Consider the following 20668-nt stretch of genomic DNA (forward strand, 5'->3'; position numbering starts at 1 on the left):
ACGAATATAAGATAAGGAAATGCTCCATGATTAAACTCGGCATCGTGATGGATCCCATCAGCGACATCAACATCAAGAAAGATTCTAGCTTTGCAATGTTAATGGCCGCGCAGGCCCGTGGTTATCAGCTTTTCTACATGGAGATGAAAGATCTCGCCATGGTTAACGGCCAGGCAATGGCGACCATGAGCGCGTTAACTGTTCAAGACGACCCACAAAACTGGTACCAGCTAGAAGACGCTATCGATACGCCTCTTGCCGATCTAGACGTTATTTTAATGCGTAAAGACCCACCATTTGATACCGAATTTGTTTACTCCACTTACATGCTAGAGCGTGCAGAAGAACAAGGTGTTTTGATTGTAAACAAGCCGCAAAGCCTACGTGATGCTAACGAAAAACTCTTTACAGCTTGGTTTTCTGAGTTCACCCCAGAAACTATCGTTACCCGCGATGAGCAGCGAATTCGTGCTTTCCATCAAGCTAAAGGTGACATCATCCTTAAGCCATTAGATGGCATGGGCGGTAGCTCAATCTTTAGAGTGAAAAAAGATGACCCTAACCTAGGTGTTATCATCGAAACCCTTACTGCAGAAGGGACCCAATACGCGATGGCACAAGCCTTTATCCCGGATATCACAGCAGGTGATAAGCGGATTTTAGTGGTAGACGGCGAACCAGTGCCTTACTCGCTTGCGCGTATTCCACAAAAAGGTGAAACCCGCGGTAACTTAGCAGCAGGTGGTCGCGGAGTAGCACAACCGCTTTCGGATTCTGACTGGCATATCGCTCGCACTATCGGACCAGAGCTGAAAAAGCGCGGCCTGATTTTTGTAGGTCTTGATGTTATTGGTGACAAGCTAACTGAAATTAACGTTACCAGCCCAACTTGCATTAAGGAAATTCAAGCAGCATTCGATGTGGATATCACCGGCATGCTAATGGATGCTATTGAAGCCCGTATAAATAAAACAGCTTAGCCAAAGGAATCGGCATGAACTTAACAAAAACATTAACTTGGGCCATTAGCGCCCTAGTTATGTTACCTCTATTTGCTGCGGCAAATCTCGATATTAATGATGCGCCGTCGCGCCCTAAAAACATGATTATCATGGTGGGTGACGGTATGGGGCCTGCCTATACCAGTGCATATCGTTATTACCAAAATAACCCTGACACAGAAGAGATAGAGCAAACAGTTTTTGATAGGTTACTTGTCGGTATGGCTTCAACCTACCCGGCAAGACAAAGTGGCTTTGTCACCGACTCAGCCGCCTCAGCAACAGCATTAGCTACCGGCGTCAAAAGTTATAACGGCGCGATATCAGTTGATGTTAACAAGCGTCCGTTAACCACCATAATGCAAATGGCTAAAGAGCGCGGTATGGCAACAGGTGTTGCTGTTACCTCGCAAGTTAACCATGCAACGCCGGCGGCCTATTTAGCGCATAATGAAAGCCGTCGCAATTACGATGAAATAGCTAAAAGTTACTTAGACTCTGACGCTGATGTCATTTTAGGCGGTGGACAAAAGTACTTTTCAGAGGCTCTGCTTGAACAGTTTAAAGCCAAAGGTTATCAACACATTGATGACTTTTCACAGCTAAGTAGCATCACCCAAGGCAAAGTGCTTGGACTGTTTGCCGAGGTGCAATTACCTTGGGTTATCGACAAGCAAGAATCTACTCAGCTCAGCCTACTGACCCAAAAGGCACTCGATTTATTGTCACAAAATGACAAAGGCTTTGTGTTGTTAGTTGAAGGCAGCCTAATTGACTGGGCTGGCCACAATAATGATATCGCCACGGCAATGGGTGAAATGCATGGTTTTGCCAACGCTATTGAAGTGGTAGAGCAATTTGTTCGTGCCAATCCAGACACCTTAATGGTGGTAACCGCCGACCATAATACCGGCGGTTTATCTATTGGTGCTAACGGAGAATATGCTTGGGATACCCAACTACTGCAGGGCATTAAAGCCAGCCCAGCAAGTATTGCAGAGCAAGCCATTGCTATTGATAGCTGGCAAACTCTCATTAACGACAAGCTTGGTTTTGAAGTCACTGACACTGAATTACAACGACTAAGCAATGCGCGTATGCAAGGCAAACAAGCATTGGAAACTAGCTTAAAACAGCTGATTGATACCCGCAGCTTTACCGGCTGGACCACAACAGGTCACACTGGTGGCGATGTGCAGGTATTTGCAGCCGGCCCTGCAGCTGATCTTTTCAAAGGCAATCAAGACAATACCGATATTGCAGAAAAGATGATGAGCCTACTACCGCGGACTAAATAGCACAACGATGTAAGCTATGCGTAAGTCAAGGTGCAGAACAAACTCATAAGGCCGCTAATTTAGCGGTCTTTTTTTGCTCAAGCTTCGATATTATCAAATTCGCATTCCAAAGCCGTTACGGTATAATTGCAGCCAATTAAACCTCGACCTTGAAAACTCATGCTAACCAACGCTTCGCAAGTCCTTCTCAGAAATAGTGAACTAGTTAAAGACCAATCTGTATTGGTCATTAACTATGAAAGTGACCACCTACCAAAAGAACTTCTCAACACTGCTAGCAGTGTATGCGGGTTAGCATTAGATTATCACCACCACTTGATGATGTTGCCTTATGCAGCTAAAAACTTAACGTTGCACTTTGGTCATCAACTACCTAATGACGATAGCTTTGATACAGTTATTGTTTATTTTCCTAAAGCTAAAGCGTTAGCACCTTACCTATTTAACTTGGCAGCAAAGCACCTAAAATCTCAAGGCCAGTTGATTGTCGTTGGTGAAAACAAAGGTGGTATCAAATCACTGCCTAAACAGCTCCCTAGCTACTTTGACAAGCCATTTAAAGCCGATAACGCACGTCACTGTGTAGTATTTTTAAGTGAGCTAAATGCCGCTGCACCAAAGTTAACTCTTACTGACTGGCAAAGTAAATACCAACTTGATACGCCTCAAGGCCAAATTACTATCTGTAATCTAGTTGGCGTATTTAGCGAGAAAAAGCTTGATGAAGGCACGCAGCTACTACTTGAAAACTTACCGAAGATGCGCGGTAAAGTGCTCGACTTTGGTTGCGGTGCAGGTGTAATTGCCGCAGCATTATTAAAAGTGCAGCCAGAGTTAAAAATAGATTGTGTTGATATTAATGCGATGGCTTTAGCTTCTTGTGAATTAACCCTCGCTGCTAATGGTTTTAGCGCCAAGGTTTTTGCATCTGATGGACTTACGCAAACCAATAACCGCTATGATGGTATTATCTCAAATCCACCGTTTCACGATGGCTTAGCAAGCACCACTAATATCGCAACCACCTTTGTTAAAGACAGCGCTAAAAATTTGCAGTCTGGCGGCTTATTTCACATTGTTGCAAATCGTCACCTACCATACTCAGACACCATAGCTGAATATTTCGGTTCAGTTAATGTCGCTGCAGAAAACAACAAATACAAAATTTATAGCAACACTAAAGCCTAATTACCGCCCTTATTACCTATCGTCCTAGTTGTTGGCACTATCAGCAACTTAGGCGACTAGTATCGCTTGTTTTATTTGATTCACACTATTTGTGCTTGAAGCTTTTTTACCCACCTTTTATATGGTTATATTGGTATTAGCAATCTCTTAAAACAATAAAAGATACTAGAGGTGTTCGATGCTACATCCTGGGCTCATAGAGCTAAGTCATGATCAACAAAAAGCCGAATTGAAAATCATCCCTAATACACATGGGCCGATTTCAGAGCAAGATCTGCAGCAATTATTAACCCTGCCAGACTTTGCTTACCTCTTCCCCCTTCAAGCGCAAATCACTCAAGCTGTTATTCAAGTTAATCAACTAAATAACCAACCCGATGGCAATATAGAGCTATTTTTTGAAATTGCTGATAAACGTGATGCTGCTATTAGCTTTGAGATCAGCGATGATAAAATGCAAGCTAGCATGCAACTCACGGCCGCTTATGGTGGTAAGAGTATTGATATCAGAGATATCTTGCAAAACCTTAAACTGCAACGAATAAGCATGGGGCTAAGTAAAGCCAAAATCGATAGCTTACTAACTGAGTTTGCGACACTTGCTCCGGGTAAAAGCTGCGCAGGCGTTATTGCCAGTGGCCGCGCAGCCATTAACGGCATAGCAGCCAAGTTAGAGCGTAAAGTATCTTTAGCAAGAGAGCGCTTATTACAGCCACAATCTAACAGTGATGGCACTGTTGATATGCGTAACCTTGGCGCAATGATAATGGTCAAGCCGGGCAGTTTATTAATTGAAAAAACACCGGCAACACCTGGGACTGATGGCTACAACGTTCATGGTGAAAAGCTAATCGCTAAACCCGGAAGAGATCTAAAACTAGCAGCTGGTTCAGGCACGGAACTCAACCCTAAAAACCCTAATCAACTTATTGCCACTGTAGCAGGTCAACCTGTTGAAAATAAAACAGGTATGCAAGTTGATGACGTACTGCAGATAAAAAACGTCGATGTGGGCTATGGCAACGTCGATTTCAAAGGCAGTATTTTAATCACAGGTGATGTATGCGAAGGCATGGTCGTCAAAAGTACGGGCGACATTACTGTAATGGGCTTTGTCGATTCAGCCACACTGCATGCAAAAGGCGATATCACCGTCAGTAAAGGTGTCATTGGTCGTCAATTAAAAGATCTAAGCCTATCAACAACGTTAGTCGCTCAAGGGCAGATTAGTGCGCAGTTTGTGCAATATTCTCGCTTACAGGCACAGGCCAATATTTTGGTAACTAAACAACTGCTACACAGCCATAGCCAAACTCGGCAACAGCTTATTGTTAGCGATTCTTCAGGCAGACGTGGCGATTTAGTCGGTGGCAAAGCAGAGGCCAATAAAGGTATACAAGCCGTAGCCATTGGCGCTACCGCAGACACCAAAACTGAAGTGTTTTGTGCCATGGAGCTCAGTGAACTCAAATCACAGCTCAAGCAACTGGATCAGAGTATTAAGTCCATGGTCGTTGCCATGCTAAATATTGAATCGCAATTAAGAAAGCTGCCACCAAAAGAGCAATGGCAAGACGATGCAATGATGGTTGAGCAAGTCACCGTAATGCTTGATGAAAAGCGCAGAATGGCAACCATTAGAGCGCAAGAAGAACTAGAGCACGACGCGCTAAAACTTGAAGTCGATAACTACTATAAAAGCTATTGTGTCCACGCCCTCAAGCACGTTTATTCTAATGTCGAAATCCATATCGGCAATGTTTTTCAGCGTACACAAAGAGAGCATGGTCCTTGTCATATCCACAATAAAAACCAAGAGATCTATTTCGATTACAGCAACTAATGGTCAATTATTGTCAGTACATCAGGCTCGATAGGCCTTTTGTATGCTTTCGACTTTCAATGCGCAGGCTATTCACGGCATAATTAAGTGACTTTTCGCTTTAGAGATAAAACGTGGAATTATTGAAAATCGATTGCCTTGGGAAACCGCTGCGCCTTGAAGGCTCACTCGCAGGCTGGCAACAACTATATTGGGGCGATGCTTTAGTCTCTGTGATTCAAGCAAGCCCTGATAATGAAGGACTAAAAAGCCATACCTTTGAACTGGCAACCCAAGCACCTACTCCCGCAGACTTTGAAGGTACTGAGTCTGCAGAGGCTATCGTCACTCCAACGATAAAAATCACCTTAGAAACCGACTTACAGTGGCAACCTTTTGTCATCGATTACCGTTTACTCAAAGACGATGAAGTAATCACCAGTGGCCAACGTACGACTAAAGACATTGAACGCCAAACGCCAACCGTTGCGATTGCCGAGAAAAGACAGTTCAGCGTTATCGGCTTAGCATCACTTGGTTTTAAACTGCTGAAAAGCGCCAAGGTAATTAAAGTGCTTTTAGCCGGAGCTAGCGTAGCAGCCTACTCATGGTTATTTTCATTTCAGTTTGCACTCGCGTTAATTGCTTGCTTGGTTTTCCACGAGTATGGCCATATTCGCGCAATGAAGTATTTTGGCATGAAGACTAAAGGTATTTACCTCATCCCATTTATGGGAGGCCTTGCGCTCAGTGACGAGAAAATTAATACTCGCTGGCAAGATGTGGTGATTTCAATCATGGGGCCAACCTTCGGCCTATTAATGTCGATAGCATCGCTTATTGCTTACTGGATCACAGGCAATATCTTCTTTGCTGGCCTAGCCACCTTTAATGCCTTATTAAACCTATTCAACCTGCTCCCTATATTACCGCTTGATGGCGGCCATATTTTAAAGAGCATCAGCTTTTCAATGAACAGTGTGATGGGCTTAATCGCATGTATTTTAGGTGCGGCGGTCGGGGTTTATATTAGTTACTCCCTTGGTTTGGCCCTACTCGGCTTCTTACTATTGATTGGTAGTGCAGAAATCGTATTTGAATGGAAAACCCGTCACCAAAGCCACCTGTTACCGCTAGACAGATACGGTCAAATCTTCTCTGCCGTTTGGTACTTCCTAACTGTTGGCGCACTAATCGGCATCATCTGGTACTTTGCAGCAAGTGGCGATCAAATGCTGGCATTGCCGTTAGAGATCTTAAAGAGCTAAAGTCTTAAAGATGCTACTTTGAGCCTCTAGAAGATTCTATTGGCTCTCAAAACCTGCTAGCACAATCCTCGCTCCCTTCGCTTTTTATCAATACACCTAACATAGGGAGCCACTCAAAGCTCAAAGACTATAACGACTAACTATTTACTCCCCCTCCCTTTCATATCCGATAAATATCTCCAGTGAAAAACTTAAATATAATATTAAATTCAATAATTTATCGTGCTTACGCATGATACAAAACAATGGCGGCTATCATTATCAGCATCACAATTTGCATTAAAGAGTAATACCGAACAATGACAACCATTTTTAGATTTTGTGGAAGACCAAATGGCATTAACACCAATAGGCCAACTACGATCAGATGTCTTAGTAAGCCAAAGATGCAACTCATGCAATTCCGTTGAAGTAGGTAAGCGCTTACCTAATCGACTAACCAAACTAGCAGCGTTATGAAACTTCATATCCGCAAAACCTTGGCATTCTTCAGACTCAATATCAAATTTGTCCGCAACAGCTTTAGATATAAGCGGAGAGAAACAAAGCTTTTCCCCCCAACTTGTTTCAAAAATAATCTCATTCATAGTTATACCTCTGTTTGATTATGAATCGTAAACACAAGAAACAAACCCATAGTAGCTATCATTAACACTGTAGGACTTACCGTTTTTTAAACGTACAGAGTAATGCTCCCCGTCAGCAATACTTGTTGAGGAGCGATAAATGTTATGCGGGGGCCAACAATGTTCACTTTGTTGATTAATCCATAAATGAAGTTCAAACAGCTCTGCAGATGTAGGTAAACGCATGGCTCGCTTATGTGCCAATTCAATTGCCGAACTATGGCTTAAATCCGCATACCCTTGCCATTCTTTACATTCAACTCCTAGTAACCGCACTTCATCAACTGTCATTGGTGGAGTAAATGTCAGTAAAGCGCCCCAACTAGTGGTAAAACTTATATTGTTCATCCTAATTCACTCAACAATTAAATTAATAATATAAAAAATCACAAAGCCAGCTTAAAAACAAGAACACTATATCAACACAACAAAACCAACATTAATAAACTAGTAAATGTATTTATGTGACCAAATTCAATTAAACGTACAAATTAAAACACAAAAACCAAGGTAATAACATGCAAAATTATTAGACTTAATTTTAAAACACAATCAATCGAAACATTCTAATTACTAGAAATTGAAAAATTAGACCTGTGATTAAACGCCTACATTTCAAATATAAACCCCACCAATTGGGTAATTGTGACCACAATCAATTTGTTTATTTTTTCGTTAGTAAATACTCCTTTTAGAAATAATCGTTATAAAAACTTTAATATCTATATTACTAAGAGGAAATCAAAATGATTACAAGGAGAGCACTGCTTGCCAATGGAGCGAAAGTTGCTGTCGGAACTGTTTATTGTGGATCATTAGTTAGCTTTCTCACAGGCTGTAGTAGCGATGATGACAATACAACTATTGAAGTTTTACCTGGTGGATTAATGGTTGTTGACCCAATACTTTGCGTTGGCTGCAGACGCTGTGAAATTGCTTGTAGCTGGAGTCATGGCATATCAGCGGTAAGCCCTAATACAGCAAGGATTAAAGTCGCCAAGAATCTAAATTTCGGCCCCCACGGAGTACAAGATAACTTCCACCAACAAAGAGGTGAAGAGGGAGACGGCACAGTAGTTCCAGAGACCTGTAGGCAATGTAATATTTGTATGGCAGCTTGCCCACAACAAGCTATTTATATCGATGAAAAAACCGGTGCTCGAATTGTTGACGACGAGCTATGCATTGGTTGCGGCTATTGTGCAGAAAACTGTCCACAACAAGTAATTACAATAGATAAAAATACTAAAAAAGCCTTAAAGTGCGACCTTTGTGAAGGAAAGCCAAATTGCGCTGAAGTTTGTCCAACAGGTGCAATTAAGTTCTATACATGGGAAGAAGCAATAGCTGAAGTTGAGCATCACGAAAAGTATTTAACTCTAATTTAATTAATTTGAATTCCATAATTTTATAGGACCTTATATATGAATAAAGAATTTGGTGGTTGGGCTGGATATATTTTACGTGTAGACCTCACAAACAATATTATAAAAAAAGAACCAACTAGTACCTACCATAATTATATCGGCGGAATGGGAATAGGATACAAAGTATTATGGGACAACCATAAAGACGGAATAACCGCTACGGATGAAGAAAATAGGTTAGTAATTTCAGCAGGTCCATTAAGCGGTTCAGGTGCAATATGTTCTGCAAGAACGACTATTACTTCTAGAAGTCCTGTAATTAGAAACCATTTAATTACAGATGGTCATTTTGGCGGACACTTTTCTCCAGAAATGAAATATGCAGGCTATGATGCAATAATTATTGAAGGTAAGTCTTCAACGCCTGTATGGTTAAAAATAATTGACGATAAAGTCACTCTAGAACCAGCTGATTCACTATGGGGAAAGGGGATGTTTGATACCTTTGCCGCTGTTAGTAAAATGATGGGACAGCAAGCTCAGGTAGCAGCAATTGGTCCTGCTGGTGAAAACCTTGTATCTCAGTCAACAATTCAAACTCAGGGCGGTCATTCTGCGGGTGGTCATGGTGCAGTTCTGGGCTCTAAACAACTTAAAGCTATTGGCATTATTGGTACTGGCGTCGTTAATGTTGTGGCTAACAATGAACAACTAAGAAAATTAGATGATCATATTCTAGGTATTATTGGTGCAAATAACCAAGGTGTCGTGCCACATCAACCGCAAACTTGGGCAGAATATAGTTCTAGCATAAGCCGCTGGCGAGGCGGGCCTGGGGTCAAATGGGGAGCAGCTGACAAGCCTGTAGATGTGGGCGAAACCCCTTGGGATGATCGCCAAAAAGTTGGTATGCGCACTTCTATGGCTGAGATGTATTTTGGCCGTGAAGAAGCAAATAGAGTATTTAAACGACCTGGTGGTTGCCATTCCTGCCCTATACGCTGCTTCTGTGAAGTTAAAAACCCAAAAATGAAGACCGAATATAAATTACCTACTGATAACATTTCAAATACTTGTATGGGCTTCTTAGATCCTTGGTATGTTATGGGATTGCCTGCAAACTCTGAAAAGCGAACAGACATTCAAACTGTTGGCGCTTATTACATGGATAATTATGGGGTATGGAGTGCGTACGGACAGCTATCACATGTTATGCGTGAATTTATTACGCGTGATTTTTGGAAGCAATTACTACCTGCTGAAGAATTTGCTGCCATTAATTGGCAACAACAAAAAGATCTTGATGCGCACTTCATGGAGGACTTTTACACACGCTTAGCTTTAGGAAAGCAATATAAAGGCTCAAATGTCTTAGGCCGATTTTTAGGTAAAGGCTTACATGAGTTTATCAATGAAGAAGGTGAACTCTACAATATCCAAGACATTCTTGACGGAATTGAAACACCGCGCATGGCTGGCCTAATATTTAATCTTGAAAGTGATGCAGCTTATGGTCTAACGGGTAAAAATTACAGTGTATTTCTGGATAAAGGTGTAAAAGTATTCAACCGCTCAATGGTTGGAGGAACACATCACGCCAGCGAAACTGCTGGACAAGTAGGCGCATTGCTAAACACTGTATTTAACCGAGATCCCCAATGCCATTCTCACATCAACTTAGTTAACTGCGGATTGCCTTATGGGAAGATTGCAGAGGTGGCCGATAAAATGTGGGGAGCTGGTGCATTTGATCCAGTTAAACACTATAAACCAATGAATGTACCAAAAGCTAAATTTGCAAAATGGTGCTTAGTGAAAAACGTATTGCATGATTCACTCACTTTATGCAATTGGATGTTCCCACTTATTGTTTCGCCCGATGTAAAGAAAGACTACCAAGGTGATAGTTCCATCGAGTCACAAATGTTTAGTCTAGTGACAGGAATACAAACTAGTGAACAGGAATTGGATGATAAAGCAGAGGGAATTCTGCAACTACATAGAGCTCTTTCAGTGTTACAAATGCAAGAAATTGACCAGCGCAATAAACACGACGTATTAACTGAATGGGTCTATGATCTTGATCCAGATAAAGTATTTGGAGATGAGGGCACGATTAAGATGGGTCGAGAAGACATGCAACTAGGTCTAGATCTTTTCTATGCTGAAATGGGCTGGGATCAAGCAACAGGAACCCCTACTCGCGCAACACTTGAAAAGTTCAAACTTGGCTATGTTGCAGACAAACTAGAAAGCCTTGGCTTACTACCGGCCTAAACATATGGAACCTTTGGTAGATTTTATCCGTTTATTTAGCCAACACGGCCGTCTAACGACGGCCAACCAATTAATTGCTGTTGCAGGCTTAGAACTGGAAATCAATGATGTAAATTCAGAACACTTAAAACTTATCGAAGAAACAAAATATCAAGATATTATGCTGATACATGGTGATATCGACAGCTACTTTTATTCAGATAGATATATTGTAGAGAGTTATGCAAAACAATGGTTAGGTGTAACTGAAGATAAAGTTAGTGCGACAATGGCTGATTATATTAGACGCTATTCCGCGTTAGGGGAGCTTGTCCCCGAAGACAATTTCACTCACGCTCCATATAACCTTGCCAAAGCTGATCTAGATATCCTGCCTCAACAATTTATGGCTATGCCTGAATTTGCTGACATCAACTATCAACATAGTGAGAATGGAACAGGACACTATTTTTCGACAATGCATATAAAAGCAAGCTACGCTAAAGTCTTAGCTAACCATGATCCATTTGAGTGGTCGGTATAATGCGTTAACCTTATCGAAATCATGGCTAGGCACGATGTCTAGCCTTTTAATATTCAGCAAAAACTTTGCGAGTTTCCAACGAAAAGAACTCACTCAGAAATAGTCGCTCTATTACACCCTTTAAAAAGTTTTTATCACTAAGTGTCTAATAGGCGCTTAATACCCAAATTTCAGGCATAAAAAAACCTGCTCGATGGCAGGTTGCTTTGTTGATAATGGTACCTGAGGACGGACTTGAACCGTCACTTCTTTCGAAATCGGATTTTGAATCCGACGTGTCTACCAATTCCACCACTCAGGCATTATCAATAACACTTACTTAAATCTGCTCGACCTCAGTAAGTGAACGGAATTATACCTACAGAGAAACTAATGGCAAGCACTTTACTGTGTGTTTTAACTCAACTGAGCATTTTTCAGGCTTAACGGTCAGTGTGCGCCCACATTCCATACCAGCTAGCCAAATTAGTAGATCTCATCAGCTTATCAAAAATTAGCGAAACGTGATCAACACCATATTACTTAACAACTAACACCCAATTAATTAATAACTCAAAGCGTTTTTGACCCAGATCAAAAAACCACCACCACCTACAGCGTATTGTGATTAGGAATTAAAAAGAAAGAGGATTTCGCAAATGGCATTCTGGTTAGATTTGATGTTTGGCAACCCAATAGGTTTGCTTTCGATGATCGTTATCTTTAGTACTATTGGCATCATTTCATATCTGATGTGGATGTTCTATACCAAGTCTGCGGATCCCGAGAATTGATCTTGAGTAATTCTTTCTAATGCAGGGGGCTATCGCCCCCATTTTTTTGTCTACAATTTATCGGTCGTAAACTAAGATTAGGCGGCTTGCTTTCGTGGCGCTGCAAAGCTATGCACAAAGTGCGGGCGTGCTTTAATTAAATTCTTCATCTCTTCAGCACTAGGCTCACCGACCGGGAAACGTAACACTTGGCGATTAAGATGAACACGGGCACGCATTGAGATCTTAAAATCTGCAGTCGAAGCTTGAATTGCATAATGCTTTTGATTGCCTATGCACTCTAAAATGCCTGCTTTTAATAAGCTCTTCACAGCCAGCTCTTGCTCAGGCAAAGTTAAAATCGTTTCTCCCTGCAAGAAAAACTCTCGCAGTAATGCTCTTTCGGTTGGATCCAATAATTTGACTTTTTCTTCAATGATTTCAACTGAACGCTTATCACTTAAATAGCTAATAGCTTCATCAAGAAAATAACTTAGTATCTGCGTCAATAAATAAGCGGCACCAATAATTAAGCCCAAACCAATAAAATGTGCATATTGTTGTGAAAACTCATTTAAGCTGAGTGAAGTAAGCAGTGCGTTAGGAGCAAACAATAATGCTGCACAGGCAAGAGCTAGCCATAGCATTGTTGTAAAAAAGAATTTTTTAGCCGACATCATTTTTAAAGAAGTGAATTTGAAAGCTACGTTTTGCATACCTAGTCTACCCAGTGTCAGAAATCTGTTCCTAACTAGGTATTAGCAATAATAATGCCAAAACATCAATCAAACTTTAAGAAGTTCACTCAAAGCAATAACGATATAAAATGTATTTAAATCAAGTTACAAGCACAAAAAAGCGCCATTATGGCGCTAATATTAAAACTGATTAAACAAAACTATTTTGCTACCGCTTTTGCGGCTAACTTTGTTAACACTCTACTAGTCGCAACAAAGCCAAATGTGCCAGTCACCACAGTCACAGCGCCAAAACCTGAAGCACAGTCCATACGCATACTACCTTCTGCGGTAGCTTTGGTATTACATACACTGCCATCTGCTTGTGGGTAAACTAATTGCTCAGTGGAGAACACGGCTTCAATAGCAAAACGACGAGCGACATTTTTTGAAAAGTTATATTCACGTCTTAGCATATTACGCACTTTTGCTAATAACGGGTCTTGGTAAGTTTTAGCCAAATCAGCAACCTGTACTTGAGTTGGGTCCATCTGACCACCAGCCCCACCAACAGTAACTATCGACAGTTTTTGGCGCTTACACCAAGCAATTAATGCGGTTTTTGCTTTAACTGCATCGATACAATCAACAACGTAATCTATGTTGCCACCAGCTTTTTTACCTTGAAAATACTCTGACAAGTTTTCAGGTGTAATAAAGTCTTCAACCTCATTAACGATACATTCAGGGTTAATTTGCTTTAGACGCTGCGCCATCACTTCTACTTTAGACTCGCCAATAGTATCTTTGAGCGCGTGAGCTTGTCTGTTGGTATTCGTCACACAAATATCATCTAAATCAATTAAAGTAATTTGCCCTATTCCGCTGCGTACTAATGATTCAGCAACCCAGGTTCCTACACCGCCAATCCCCACAACAACCACATGAGCGGAGGCAAAGTAACTAAGAGCTTGTTGACCATATAAACGACCAATACCCGCAAAGCGATTTAAGTAAGCGTCAGACAATGTGTGATTATTCAAAATGATACTCAATGTAGAAAATGTGTCAGAAATTAAAAGCTATTAGCAGAGCTAATTTTATCTTAATCAGCGGTAAAACTCTAAAAAAATAACCAACTAGCAAAACACAATTGTAAACAACAATTAAAAAGTTAACTCAAATAGACACCTGATTTGTATCCAGTGTTACTTTTTAACCAAGTAACTGTTTGTCAACGGTAAAAATACACAGTCACTATCACAAAACTTCCACTAGCTTTGATGTAGATCACAAACCAGTTATCCCATTCCGTGCAAGAATCTCGCCCGACAATTACAGCTTCACACTTGTTAGCCTGCATTTTAGGCAAACAAATATTGATAGCCTGCAACTATAAATAGCGATTTCGCTACAGGAAGATGAAAATGAAAAAAACTGTTCTGTCTGCCACGATTGTTTCAGCACTAGCTGCCACTTCTTTTACTGCATTAGCTGATGGCCCAAGCTTCTACGGCCGTGCTGATCTTGCGATCACCAACTCAGATATGGGTATCGCAACTCAAAACCAAAAGTCTGGTACCATCATTGAAAACAACTTCTCTTGGTTAGGTGTTAAAGGCACAGAGGCAATCAATAGCGATCTTGAAGTGATTTACCAAATGGAGTTTGGCGTAAGCAACTTCGACAATTCAGGTAACACTTTCTCAGCACGTAACACTTTCCTAGGCCTTAAATCAGCCACAGCAGGTACTATCCTTGTTGGTCGTAACGACACTGTATTTAAAGCATCTGAAGGCGGTTTCGATATTTTCGGTAACACTAACTCAGATATCGATTTGCTAGCAGCGGGTCAATCTCGCAGCGCAGACGGCTTCACATATTACTCACCAAAGATTGCCGACCTAGTCACACTTAATGCCACTTATTTGATGGACGACAATTACGCCCAAACCGATGCCAACGGTAAAGATATCGACACCGACAATATGTATGCCCTAAGCGCTACTATTGGTGATAAAGCACTTAAAGCACAAAACTACTATGTCTCTGCTGCATATAACGACAGCATCGACAACGTAAAAGCGTACCGTGGTGTTGCCCAAGTTAAGCTAGGCCAAGTTATTCTTGGTGGTTTCTACCAAAATAGCGAACACGTTGACAGCAAGTACGCTAATTTAGAAGGTGACACTTACTTCGTAAATGCTGCTTACGTTATGGGTAACCTAAAACTGAAAGCAATGTACGGTAGTGATGACTCAGGTCTTGGTAAATATGTAAGCCGCTACGTAGGAAGTGTTGATGGCGGTTTAGAAACTGTTAGTGACGTTGATCTACAACAGTTCAGCCTAGGTGCAGATTACCGTCTAAGCAAAAACACTTTAGTATACGGTCACTATACTAAGTACGATGGTAACATGATGTTAGGCGGCGCTTCACAAGATCTAAATGATGACATCGTAACAGTGGGTATGCGTTTCGATTTCTAAGCCTGTTAACAGAGCAATCTGTAATCTGAGCTAAAACGATAATCCATGTTAAAAACTAAAAAGGCAGCTTGGCTGCCTTTTTTAATGGCTATTTATTAAGCAGCTTTTATAAACCTAGACTGACAAAGGGATAACAACATAAAAGCAACATTTACAGCCTCTTGCCAACCTTTTTGCCCCCAACATGCTACTGGTTAATTTATGTTCGCACCTAAAAACCAAAAATCAACATAAATGCAACCTTAGTAAGCCCTTAAAAAGCAATAGCTATTATATTGGCAAGCCGCATAAATACTACTTTAGAGATAGTCTTAAGTAGCTATTTTTATAGATATTCCTAATTAATCTGCCAAAGTTCCCCAATGGTCACAAAAAAGTATCAATTCTGCTCTTGAACCCCAAAAACTTGATCCAGTCCACAATCTTGATGCCATAAAACTGTAATATTTAGCCCCACAATTGTTATGAGCTTGGATGCAAGTAACAAAAACAAAAGTTTATGTAAAAAACCATAAGAAACGAATAGGAACTTAGGTTCTGGGAGCAAATGAAATGAAAAAGACACTAATCTCTGCATCAGTGGCATCAGTTTTAACCCTAGCTTCTTTCGGCGCGCTAGCCGATGGTCCAAGCTTTTACGGTCGTCTAGATCTAGCTGTTACTAACTCAGATCAAGGCACTACCCTTCAGGGTGGTACCAACGGTGTAAACATTGGTGAAAGCGGTACATACTTAGAAAACAACTTCTCTCATGTTGGTGTTAAAGGTAGCGAAAGCCTAACTAGCAACATCGACGTTATCTACCAAATGGAATTCCAAGTAGAAAACACATCAGGATCTGGTGACGTATTTAAAGCACGTAACACTTTCCTAGGTCTTAAGTCTCAAGCTGGTACAGTACTTGTTGGCCGTAACGACACAGTATTCAAGCAAGCTGAAGGTGGCATCGATGCATTCGGTAATACTAACGCCGATATCGACCGTCTAGCGTCTGCTCAAACTCGTGCAGCAGATGGTATTTGGTACTACTCTCCAAAAATCGCTGATCTAGTAACATTAAACGCGACTTACCTAATGACTGACAACAATCAAGGTGCTGGTACAGACTCTGATGCTCAGTACGCATTAAGCGCAACTCTTGGTGACAAGAAATTCAAAGCACAAAACTACTACTTCGCAGCAGCTTACAACAAAGGTATCTCAAACATTGATGCATACCGCGCTGTAGCTCAAGCTAAGTTTGGTGATTTTAAAGTTGGCGGTTTCTTCCAAAACTCTGAAGGTACTATCACTTCTGGCGACAAGAAAAACAGCCAGCTAGAAGGTAACACTTACTTTGTAAACGCAGTTTACAACCTAAACGGTGTTAACTTGAAAGTTCAGTATGGTGTTGATGAATCAGGTCTAGGTTCTTACTTCAAGAAGTCTGGCGGCGTGCACTTAGATACATCTGATGTGAACGTACAAAACATCACTGTCGGTGCTGACTACAAGATCTCTAAATCAACTATGGTATATGGCCACTACGCTATGTACGAAGGCGATTACAAAATTGCTGGCGCTAAGATTGATCTAGAAGACGACAGCGTATTCACTATCGGTATGCGTTACAACTTCTAATCGATTGAGTCTGTAGACTCTGACGATTTCAAGCGATAAAAAAGCGACCATCTGGTCGCTTTTTTGATCTGGTTAGATCCGATGAACGCTACGCTACAGATAACAGAACGTTCGCCAGCTCACTCACAGAACGCTTTGCTTACGGCTCTAAAGACTTTAGATTTTCGAACACTTTTAATTTTTCCAGTTAGCCCTGCACTCTCGCTGTGACCCAGTTGTATTTGTCTCAACAGAGTAGTGAAGCCCCAGCTTTGATTCTTTTCCGTAAGCGCAGCGTTCTGTTATCCGTGAGCGAAGCATTCCCTAGGCAGCAGGCCGTTCAGCTTTTATCATCTTAACTTTACCGCATTTGCTTTATGCTGCTTTTCCGTCTTTGCCTTTCCTAAGACCTAAAACCTTTTGTTCAACCTTTACGCGTTAACTTATAAACACTTTCAGTCAGCCATGACACCTGCTTTTTCACAAAGCGTGGATTTTCAGCAAGTACGTCGGCACTCGCTAAACATTCAATCTCAAAGTCATCGCTAAGATTTGCATTAACCCAATCATCAGATACCGCAAACGGCGGACCATTTAACTCAGCTTGTGGGTAGTCCAAAGTAATCAGCAAACCAACGCTGCCAGTAGGAATTAATTTAGCCAGCTGTTTTGCATAAGCTAAGCGCATCTCTTCAGGCCAAGCTATCAGTGCTGCTCGGTCGTAAAATGCTGTTGTTTGTGACATTTCTGCAGCAGAAAAAGTAAAGATATCACCTTGATAAATGGTTACCTGCTCAGTAGTAAAACGTTGATGCTCGCCAATCGTCTCAAGCTTTACTGGCAAGCTGTTCTCTTGATAGAACTGCTGCACCGCTAGCTCATTGAGTTCACAGCCTAGTACTTGATGCCCCTGCTCTGCCAAAAAACACATATCTAATGATTTACCACATAAAGGAACAAAGACCTGGCAAGATGAATTGAGTTGTAATTGCGGCCAATATTGTACTAGAAGAGGATTTACTGCATCTAAATGAAAGCCTATTTGCTGGGCATCCCATTTTTCATGCCAAAAACTTGGTTGCATAATCTATGTCCATAACAGAGAAACTTAGGCATGCCACAGACCAGAATACATTGCAGAGTAAATCTAATTAATGTTACTAAACTAGCTGCTCAACTTAACAAAGCTTCAAGACTTGGTATACCACTATGGCCGTTACTCTATATGCAGAGCCATACAGAAGCAAAAAAACTCAAACGATAACTAAGAAGTCGTTAACAACTAATACCAAGTCATACAAACACAGCAAACACAGCAAACATTTAAACTGTATCTAAATCAGCTACAGCTTAGGTATAGATAAAGCAAGTTTACATATTAAGTGTTTGCTGTACTTTTCTAAGCCAAACACAGTTTTCACATTCACAGTTTCGGCGCGATAAATGATGCGGCGTTAAGCTCGAATCAATAAAATCGACAGCAACCAATAACTGCTGCTTTAAATCTTCTACCGTCTTTCTTTCTACCGCTATAGTTTCATCGTTATGATTCATCCAAGTGCATTCCATGCCTTGATGACAATTAATACATTCCATATCCGTTGGATTATAAAAACCTGCATGAGGGCAATAACGTAATTCCATTGACTGCAAAATACGACGCCTAGGATACTCAAGTAATGCAATTAACTGTGATTTGTCTAACCCTGACATAAAGCCACCTCTGGATTGATATGTAAGCCTTTTCAATGGCCCATATCCTAAATACTAGTCCCAAGTTCAAGATTACCTTTCTCTTATTCTGGTAGATTTGATATACATCAATATCTAATCCGAAATTATTGGTTAGGTGTGACCTACACAGGCTTTTTACAATTGAGAAAATAACCCGATAAAAACACAGCTTTGGACATTTTTACAGGTTATTGATTTAATGGAATTGGCAACCGAGGGAACACTATTGCAAACACCTGAACTACAGCACTTTTATATCTCTGAAGAGCAATCAATCTACCTGCTCGGTGCTAATGACGCACGTAAACACAAAGCGTGGATCCGTCTTTGTAAACAGCAACTAGGCAAACTAGGATATAAGAATTTAGAGCTTATTGGTAAAGGCGCTTATGGCTTTGTGTTTGCGGGAGTGAACCAACAGGATGAGGCCCATGTATTTAAGTTCTCACGCCTCACTTTGCCACAGCACATCCAAGATAGGCTTGAAGAAGAAGCCTTTATGTTGTCGCAAGTTATTCACCCTAATGTACCGCCAGTCATCAAATTTGAGCATGTAGGCAAGCAAGGCATTTTAGTGATGGCAAGGGCGCCAGGTGAAGACTTAGAGCAGCTTTGCGTTAGAGTCGGTGCACTTCCTGTGGCAATGATAATGAATATCGCTCGGCAACTCGCAGCCATATTACAATATTTGCATAATGGCAGACCGCTGATCCACGGTGACATCAAGCCTTCCAACTTAGTTTATGACGTTAAAACTCAACACTTATCACTGATCGATTGGGGCTCTGCCGTGTTTGCCCAGCGTGATACAGAAGGCAATCCAGTTAACGGTAATGTGATGGACTTAATGTCGAGCGATCAACAACATACCAATGCAAGAATGGGCGATGTGTACTTTATTGGTGACGAGCAACTCAACGGCGCGCTATCGAGCCCACGATTTGATGAGCAAGGCGTTGCTGCTACCTTGTATGCACTTGCGTCAGGCCAAGCCAGCCGCTTTGGCAGTAAAGTGATCCCCCCCACCAGTATCGGCCTGCCTGTTGAGCTAGCACGTACTTTAGACGGTATGTTAAGTGACGATCCGCTGCAACGAAAAAAAGCTGGAGATTACTTTTTAAAAAGTATGGCCCATAGCCATCGAATGCATTTGCCTGAAATCAACAGTTTTCCCTTAGTACCCGAGATCCCTGTTTGGCATCTACCAAGAGATAAAGAAGTAGAAACCGTAAGCTACAGCTCGCGTAAAGCCTTCTTAAAAGAGCATAACCACGACGATCCCATTGCCAAAATGGACGACCTGCAGCTCGAAAAGTATTACCGCAACTTTATGGCGGGTATGGGCGATACCGAAAAAGGCTTTATTGCTGCTGTGGGGCGCTTAAGCCAATATGCAATTGTTGGTGGCTTGGCAATTCATTGGCGCGAAACCGGAGTCTTTATCGACTCTAACTTAGCCATTTACAAGGCAGAGCAAAAACACGCCATTACACTTGCGGTTAATAACATGGTCACTTTGGCTCGTGGGATCCGCCGAATAGGAGTATTTAAAGCTTGTTTCTTTAACGCTCGCGACACCTTGCATGTTGAGCGCAGCGATAGCTCGCAGCCTTTTAGCTGCGCAAGTGATCAGCAATTACCTTTTGAAGTGGGTGATGTGCCATCACTTGAAGATAAGTCTCGCCTGCATTCTTACTTTGAAGATGGCCGCGACCCTGAAGAAAATCTTGAGCTGCCAAAAGAGATTATGACTGAGCTAGGTTGGATAAACCAAATCCATCATACCGGCTGCATTATTTTTGAAGTATTGCCTAACCACATGAAGATCCACAGTTACCTGCGGTTGCTTAACCCAAGAAAGCAAGCGGCATTTAGGGCAAGTCTCGATAGGATCTTATCTCATGTTGATAAAATCCAAGGTAAAGGTGTTTCAGGGTTTATGAAGCTGCCTTACAAAAACACCCGAAAATTTAATTTAATTGAGCGACGCGCAGACAGATTTTATCCGCGCAATCCAAAGCAGCTTGAAGAAAACTAAAACAGCGGT

The 20668-nt window shown here is 41.4% G+C and carries 18 protein-coding genes and 1 tRNA gene; 12 read left to right on the forward strand and 7 right to left on the reverse strand.

Going from position 1 to position 20668, the window contains the following annotated elements:
* The first annotated feature begins 26 nt into the window (after positions 1-26).
* From gshB to MSG37_RS08435, 5 genes are all read left to right on the forward strand, one after another.
* Positions 27-980 (forward strand): glutathione synthase, encoded by a 954-nt coding sequence (gene gshB, locus MSG37_RS08415; RefSeq protein WP_248470146.1) that lies wholly within the window; start codon positions 27-29, stop codon positions 978-980.
* Between the two features lie 59 nt (positions 981-1039).
* Positions 1040-2299 (forward strand): alkaline phosphatase, encoded by a 1260-nt coding sequence (locus MSG37_RS08420; protein WP_248470244.1) that lies wholly within the window; start codon positions 1040-1042, stop codon positions 2297-2299.
* Positions 2300-2458: 159 nt separating this feature from the next.
* The gene (locus MSG37_RS08425) at positions 2459-3487 is read left to right on the forward strand and encodes a class I SAM-dependent methyltransferase (RefSeq protein WP_248470147.1); all 1029 of its coding nucleotides are present in this window, start codon (positions 2459-2461) and stop codon (positions 3485-3487) included.
* A gap of 178 nt (positions 3488-3665) precedes the next feature.
* Positions 3666-5330 carry a FapA family protein gene (locus tag MSG37_RS08430; RefSeq protein WP_248470148.1) on the forward strand — a complete coding sequence of 555 codons (1665 nt, stop codon included), beginning with the start codon at positions 3666-3668 and terminating at the stop codon, positions 5328-5330.
* Between the two features lie 113 nt (positions 5331-5443).
* Entirely contained in the window at positions 5444-6577 is a 1134-nt protein-coding gene (locus MSG37_RS08435) for a site-2 protease family protein (RefSeq protein WP_248470150.1), read from the forward strand.
* A gap of 209 nt (positions 6578-6786) precedes the next feature.
* Here the strand turns inward: MSG37_RS08435 and MSG37_RS08440 are convergent, their stop codons facing one another.
* On the reverse strand, positions 6787-7164 hold the full coding sequence (locus MSG37_RS08440; protein WP_248470151.1) for a hypothetical protein: 378 nt from the start codon (positions 7162-7164) through the stop codon (positions 6787-6789).
* 18 nt (positions 7165-7182) lie between these two features.
* Entirely contained in the window at positions 7183-7551 is a 369-nt protein-coding gene (locus MSG37_RS08445; RefSeq protein ID WP_248470152.1) for a hypothetical protein, read from the reverse strand.
* Positions 7552-7949: 398 nt separating this feature from the next.
* Here MSG37_RS08445 and MSG37_RS08450 point away from each other — a divergent pair, with 398 nt between their 5' ends.
* The 3 genes from MSG37_RS08450 to MSG37_RS08460 are packed head-to-tail and all read left to right on the forward strand — an operon-like array spanning position 7950 to position 11370.
* Positions 7950-8591, forward strand: coding sequence for a 4Fe-4S dicluster domain-containing protein (locus MSG37_RS08450; RefSeq protein WP_248470153.1), 642 nt, complete (start codon positions 7950-7952; stop codon positions 8589-8591).
* Between the two features lie 36 nt (positions 8592-8627).
* Positions 8628-10847 carry an aldehyde ferredoxin oxidoreductase gene (locus tag MSG37_RS08455; protein ID WP_248470154.1) on the forward strand — a complete coding sequence of 740 codons (2220 nt, stop codon included), beginning with the start codon at positions 8628-8630 and terminating at the stop codon, positions 10845-10847.
* Between the two features lie 4 nt (positions 10848-10851).
* Positions 10852-11370, forward strand: coding sequence for a hypothetical protein (locus MSG37_RS08460; protein ID WP_248470155.1), 519 nt, complete (start codon positions 10852-10854; stop codon positions 11368-11370).
* A gap of 216 nt (positions 11371-11586) precedes the next feature.
* Here MSG37_RS08460 and MSG37_RS08465 read toward each other — a convergent pair.
* A tRNA-Leu gene (locus MSG37_RS08465) sits at positions 11587-11671 on the reverse strand.
* A gap of 337 nt (positions 11672-12008) precedes the next feature.
* Here MSG37_RS08465 and MSG37_RS08470 point away from each other — a divergent pair.
* On the forward strand, positions 12009-12143 hold the full coding sequence (locus MSG37_RS08470; RefSeq protein ID WP_012153859.1) for a DUF3149 domain-containing protein: 135 nt from the start codon (positions 12009-12011) through the stop codon (positions 12141-12143).
* Between the two features lie 77 nt (positions 12144-12220).
* Here the strand turns inward: MSG37_RS08470 and MSG37_RS08475 are convergent, their stop codons facing one another.
* Together MSG37_RS08475 and tcdA are read right to left on the reverse strand one after the other, a co-directional pair.
* The gene (locus MSG37_RS08475) at positions 12221-12838 is read right to left on the reverse strand and encodes a superinfection exclusion B family protein (RefSeq protein WP_248470156.1); all 618 of its coding nucleotides are present in this window, start codon (positions 12836-12838) and stop codon (positions 12221-12223) included.
* Positions 12839-13020: 182 nt separating this feature from the next.
* On the reverse strand, positions 13021-13842 hold the full coding sequence (tcdA, locus tag MSG37_RS08480) for a tRNA cyclic N6-threonylcarbamoyladenosine(37) synthase TcdA (RefSeq protein ID WP_248470157.1): 822 nt from the start codon (positions 13840-13842) through the stop codon (positions 13021-13023).
* Between the two features lie 384 nt (positions 13843-14226).
* On the opposite strand from tcdA, the gene MSG37_RS08485 reads away from it, so the two are divergent.
* Together MSG37_RS08485 and MSG37_RS08490 are read left to right on the forward strand one after the other, a co-directional pair.
* Positions 14227-15288: a porin gene (locus MSG37_RS08485; RefSeq protein WP_248470159.1), complete on the forward strand. Its 1062-nt coding sequence runs from the start codon at positions 14227-14229 to the stop codon at positions 15286-15288.
* Positions 15289-15840: 552 nt separating this feature from the next.
* Positions 15841-16908 carry a porin gene (locus MSG37_RS08490; RefSeq protein WP_248470160.1) on the forward strand — a complete coding sequence of 356 codons (1068 nt, stop codon included), beginning with the start codon at positions 15841-15843 and terminating at the stop codon, positions 16906-16908.
* 403 nt (positions 16909-17311) lie between these two features.
* On the opposite strand, the gene MSG37_RS08495 is transcribed toward MSG37_RS08490, so the two are convergent.
* Together MSG37_RS08495 and MSG37_RS08500 are read right to left on the reverse strand one after the other, a co-directional pair.
* Positions 17312-17971, reverse strand: a complete 660-nt coding sequence (locus tag MSG37_RS08495; RefSeq protein WP_248470161.1) for a thiopurine S-methyltransferase — start codon at positions 17969-17971, stop codon at positions 17312-17314.
* 287 nt (positions 17972-18258) lie between these two features.
* Entirely contained in the window at positions 18259-18600 is a 342-nt protein-coding gene (locus tag MSG37_RS08500; RefSeq protein WP_248470162.1) for a hypothetical protein, read from the reverse strand.
* 247 nt (positions 18601-18847) lie between these two features.
* Here MSG37_RS08500 and MSG37_RS08505 point away from each other — a divergent pair, with 247 nt between their 5' ends.
* Complete coding sequence (locus MSG37_RS08505) at positions 18848-20659, forward strand: protein kinase (protein ID WP_248470245.1); 1812 nt, start codon at positions 18848-18850, stop codon at positions 20657-20659.
* Positions 20660-20668 lie beyond the last annotated feature (9 nt).

Source organism: Shewanella sp. 1CM18E (genome assembly GCF_023161665.1).
Lineage (GTDB): Bacteria > Pseudomonadota > Gammaproteobacteria > Enterobacterales > Shewanellaceae > Shewanella.

What these genes read in the sequence shown, in the direction of transcription:
- gshB (WP_248470146.1), top strand. Translation starts at nt 27, where the DNA reads ATGATTAAACTCGGCATCGTGATGGATCCCATCAGCGACATCAACATC.
- MSG37_RS08420 (WP_248470244.1), top strand. Translation starts at nt 1,040, where the DNA reads ATGTTACCTCTATTTGCTGCGGCAAATCTCGATATTAATGATGCGCCG.
- MSG37_RS08425 (WP_248470147.1), top strand. Translation starts at nt 2,459, where the DNA reads ATGCTAACCAACGCTTCGCAAGTCCTTCTCAGAAATAGTGAACTAGTT.
- MSG37_RS08430 (WP_248470148.1), top strand. Translation starts at nt 3,666, where the DNA reads ATGCTACATCCTGGGCTCATAGAGCTAAGTCATGATCAACAAAAAGCC.
- MSG37_RS08440 (WP_248470151.1), bottom strand. Translation starts at nt 7,164, where the DNA reads ATGAATGAGATTATTTTTGAAACAAGTTGGGGGGAAAAGCTTTGTTTC.
- MSG37_RS08445 (WP_248470152.1), bottom strand. Translation starts at nt 7,551, where the DNA reads ATGAACAATATAAGTTTTACCACTAGTTGGGGCGCTTTACTGACATTT.
- MSG37_RS08450 (WP_248470153.1), top strand. Translation starts at nt 7,950, where the DNA reads ATGATTACAAGGAGAGCACTGCTTGCCAATGGAGCGAAAGTTGCTGTC.
- MSG37_RS08455 (WP_248470154.1), top strand. Translation starts at nt 8,628, where the DNA reads ATGAATAAAGAATTTGGTGGTTGGGCTGGATATATTTTACGTGTAGAC.
- MSG37_RS08460 (WP_248470155.1), top strand. Translation starts at nt 10,852, where the DNA reads ATGGAACCTTTGGTAGATTTTATCCGTTTATTTAGCCAACACGGCCGT.
- MSG37_RS08470 (WP_012153859.1), top strand. Translation starts at nt 12,009, where the DNA reads ATGGCATTCTGGTTAGATTTGATGTTTGGCAACCCAATAGGTTTGCTT.
- MSG37_RS08475 (WP_248470156.1), bottom strand. Translation starts at nt 12,838, where the DNA reads ATGCAAAACGTAGCTTTCAAATTCACTTCTTTAAAAATGATGTCGGCT.
- MSG37_RS08485 (WP_248470159.1), top strand. Translation starts at nt 14,227, where the DNA reads ATGAAAAAAACTGTTCTGTCTGCCACGATTGTTTCAGCACTAGCTGCC.
- MSG37_RS08490 (WP_248470160.1), top strand. Translation starts at nt 15,841, where the DNA reads ATGAAAAAGACACTAATCTCTGCATCAGTGGCATCAGTTTTAACCCTA.
- MSG37_RS08495 (WP_248470161.1), bottom strand. Translation starts at nt 17,971, where the DNA reads ATGCAACCAAGTTTTTGGCATGAAAAATGGGATGCCCAGCAAATAGGC.
- MSG37_RS08500 (WP_248470162.1), bottom strand. Translation starts at nt 18,600, where the DNA reads ATGTCAGGGTTAGACAAATCACAGTTAATTGCATTACTTGAGTATCCT.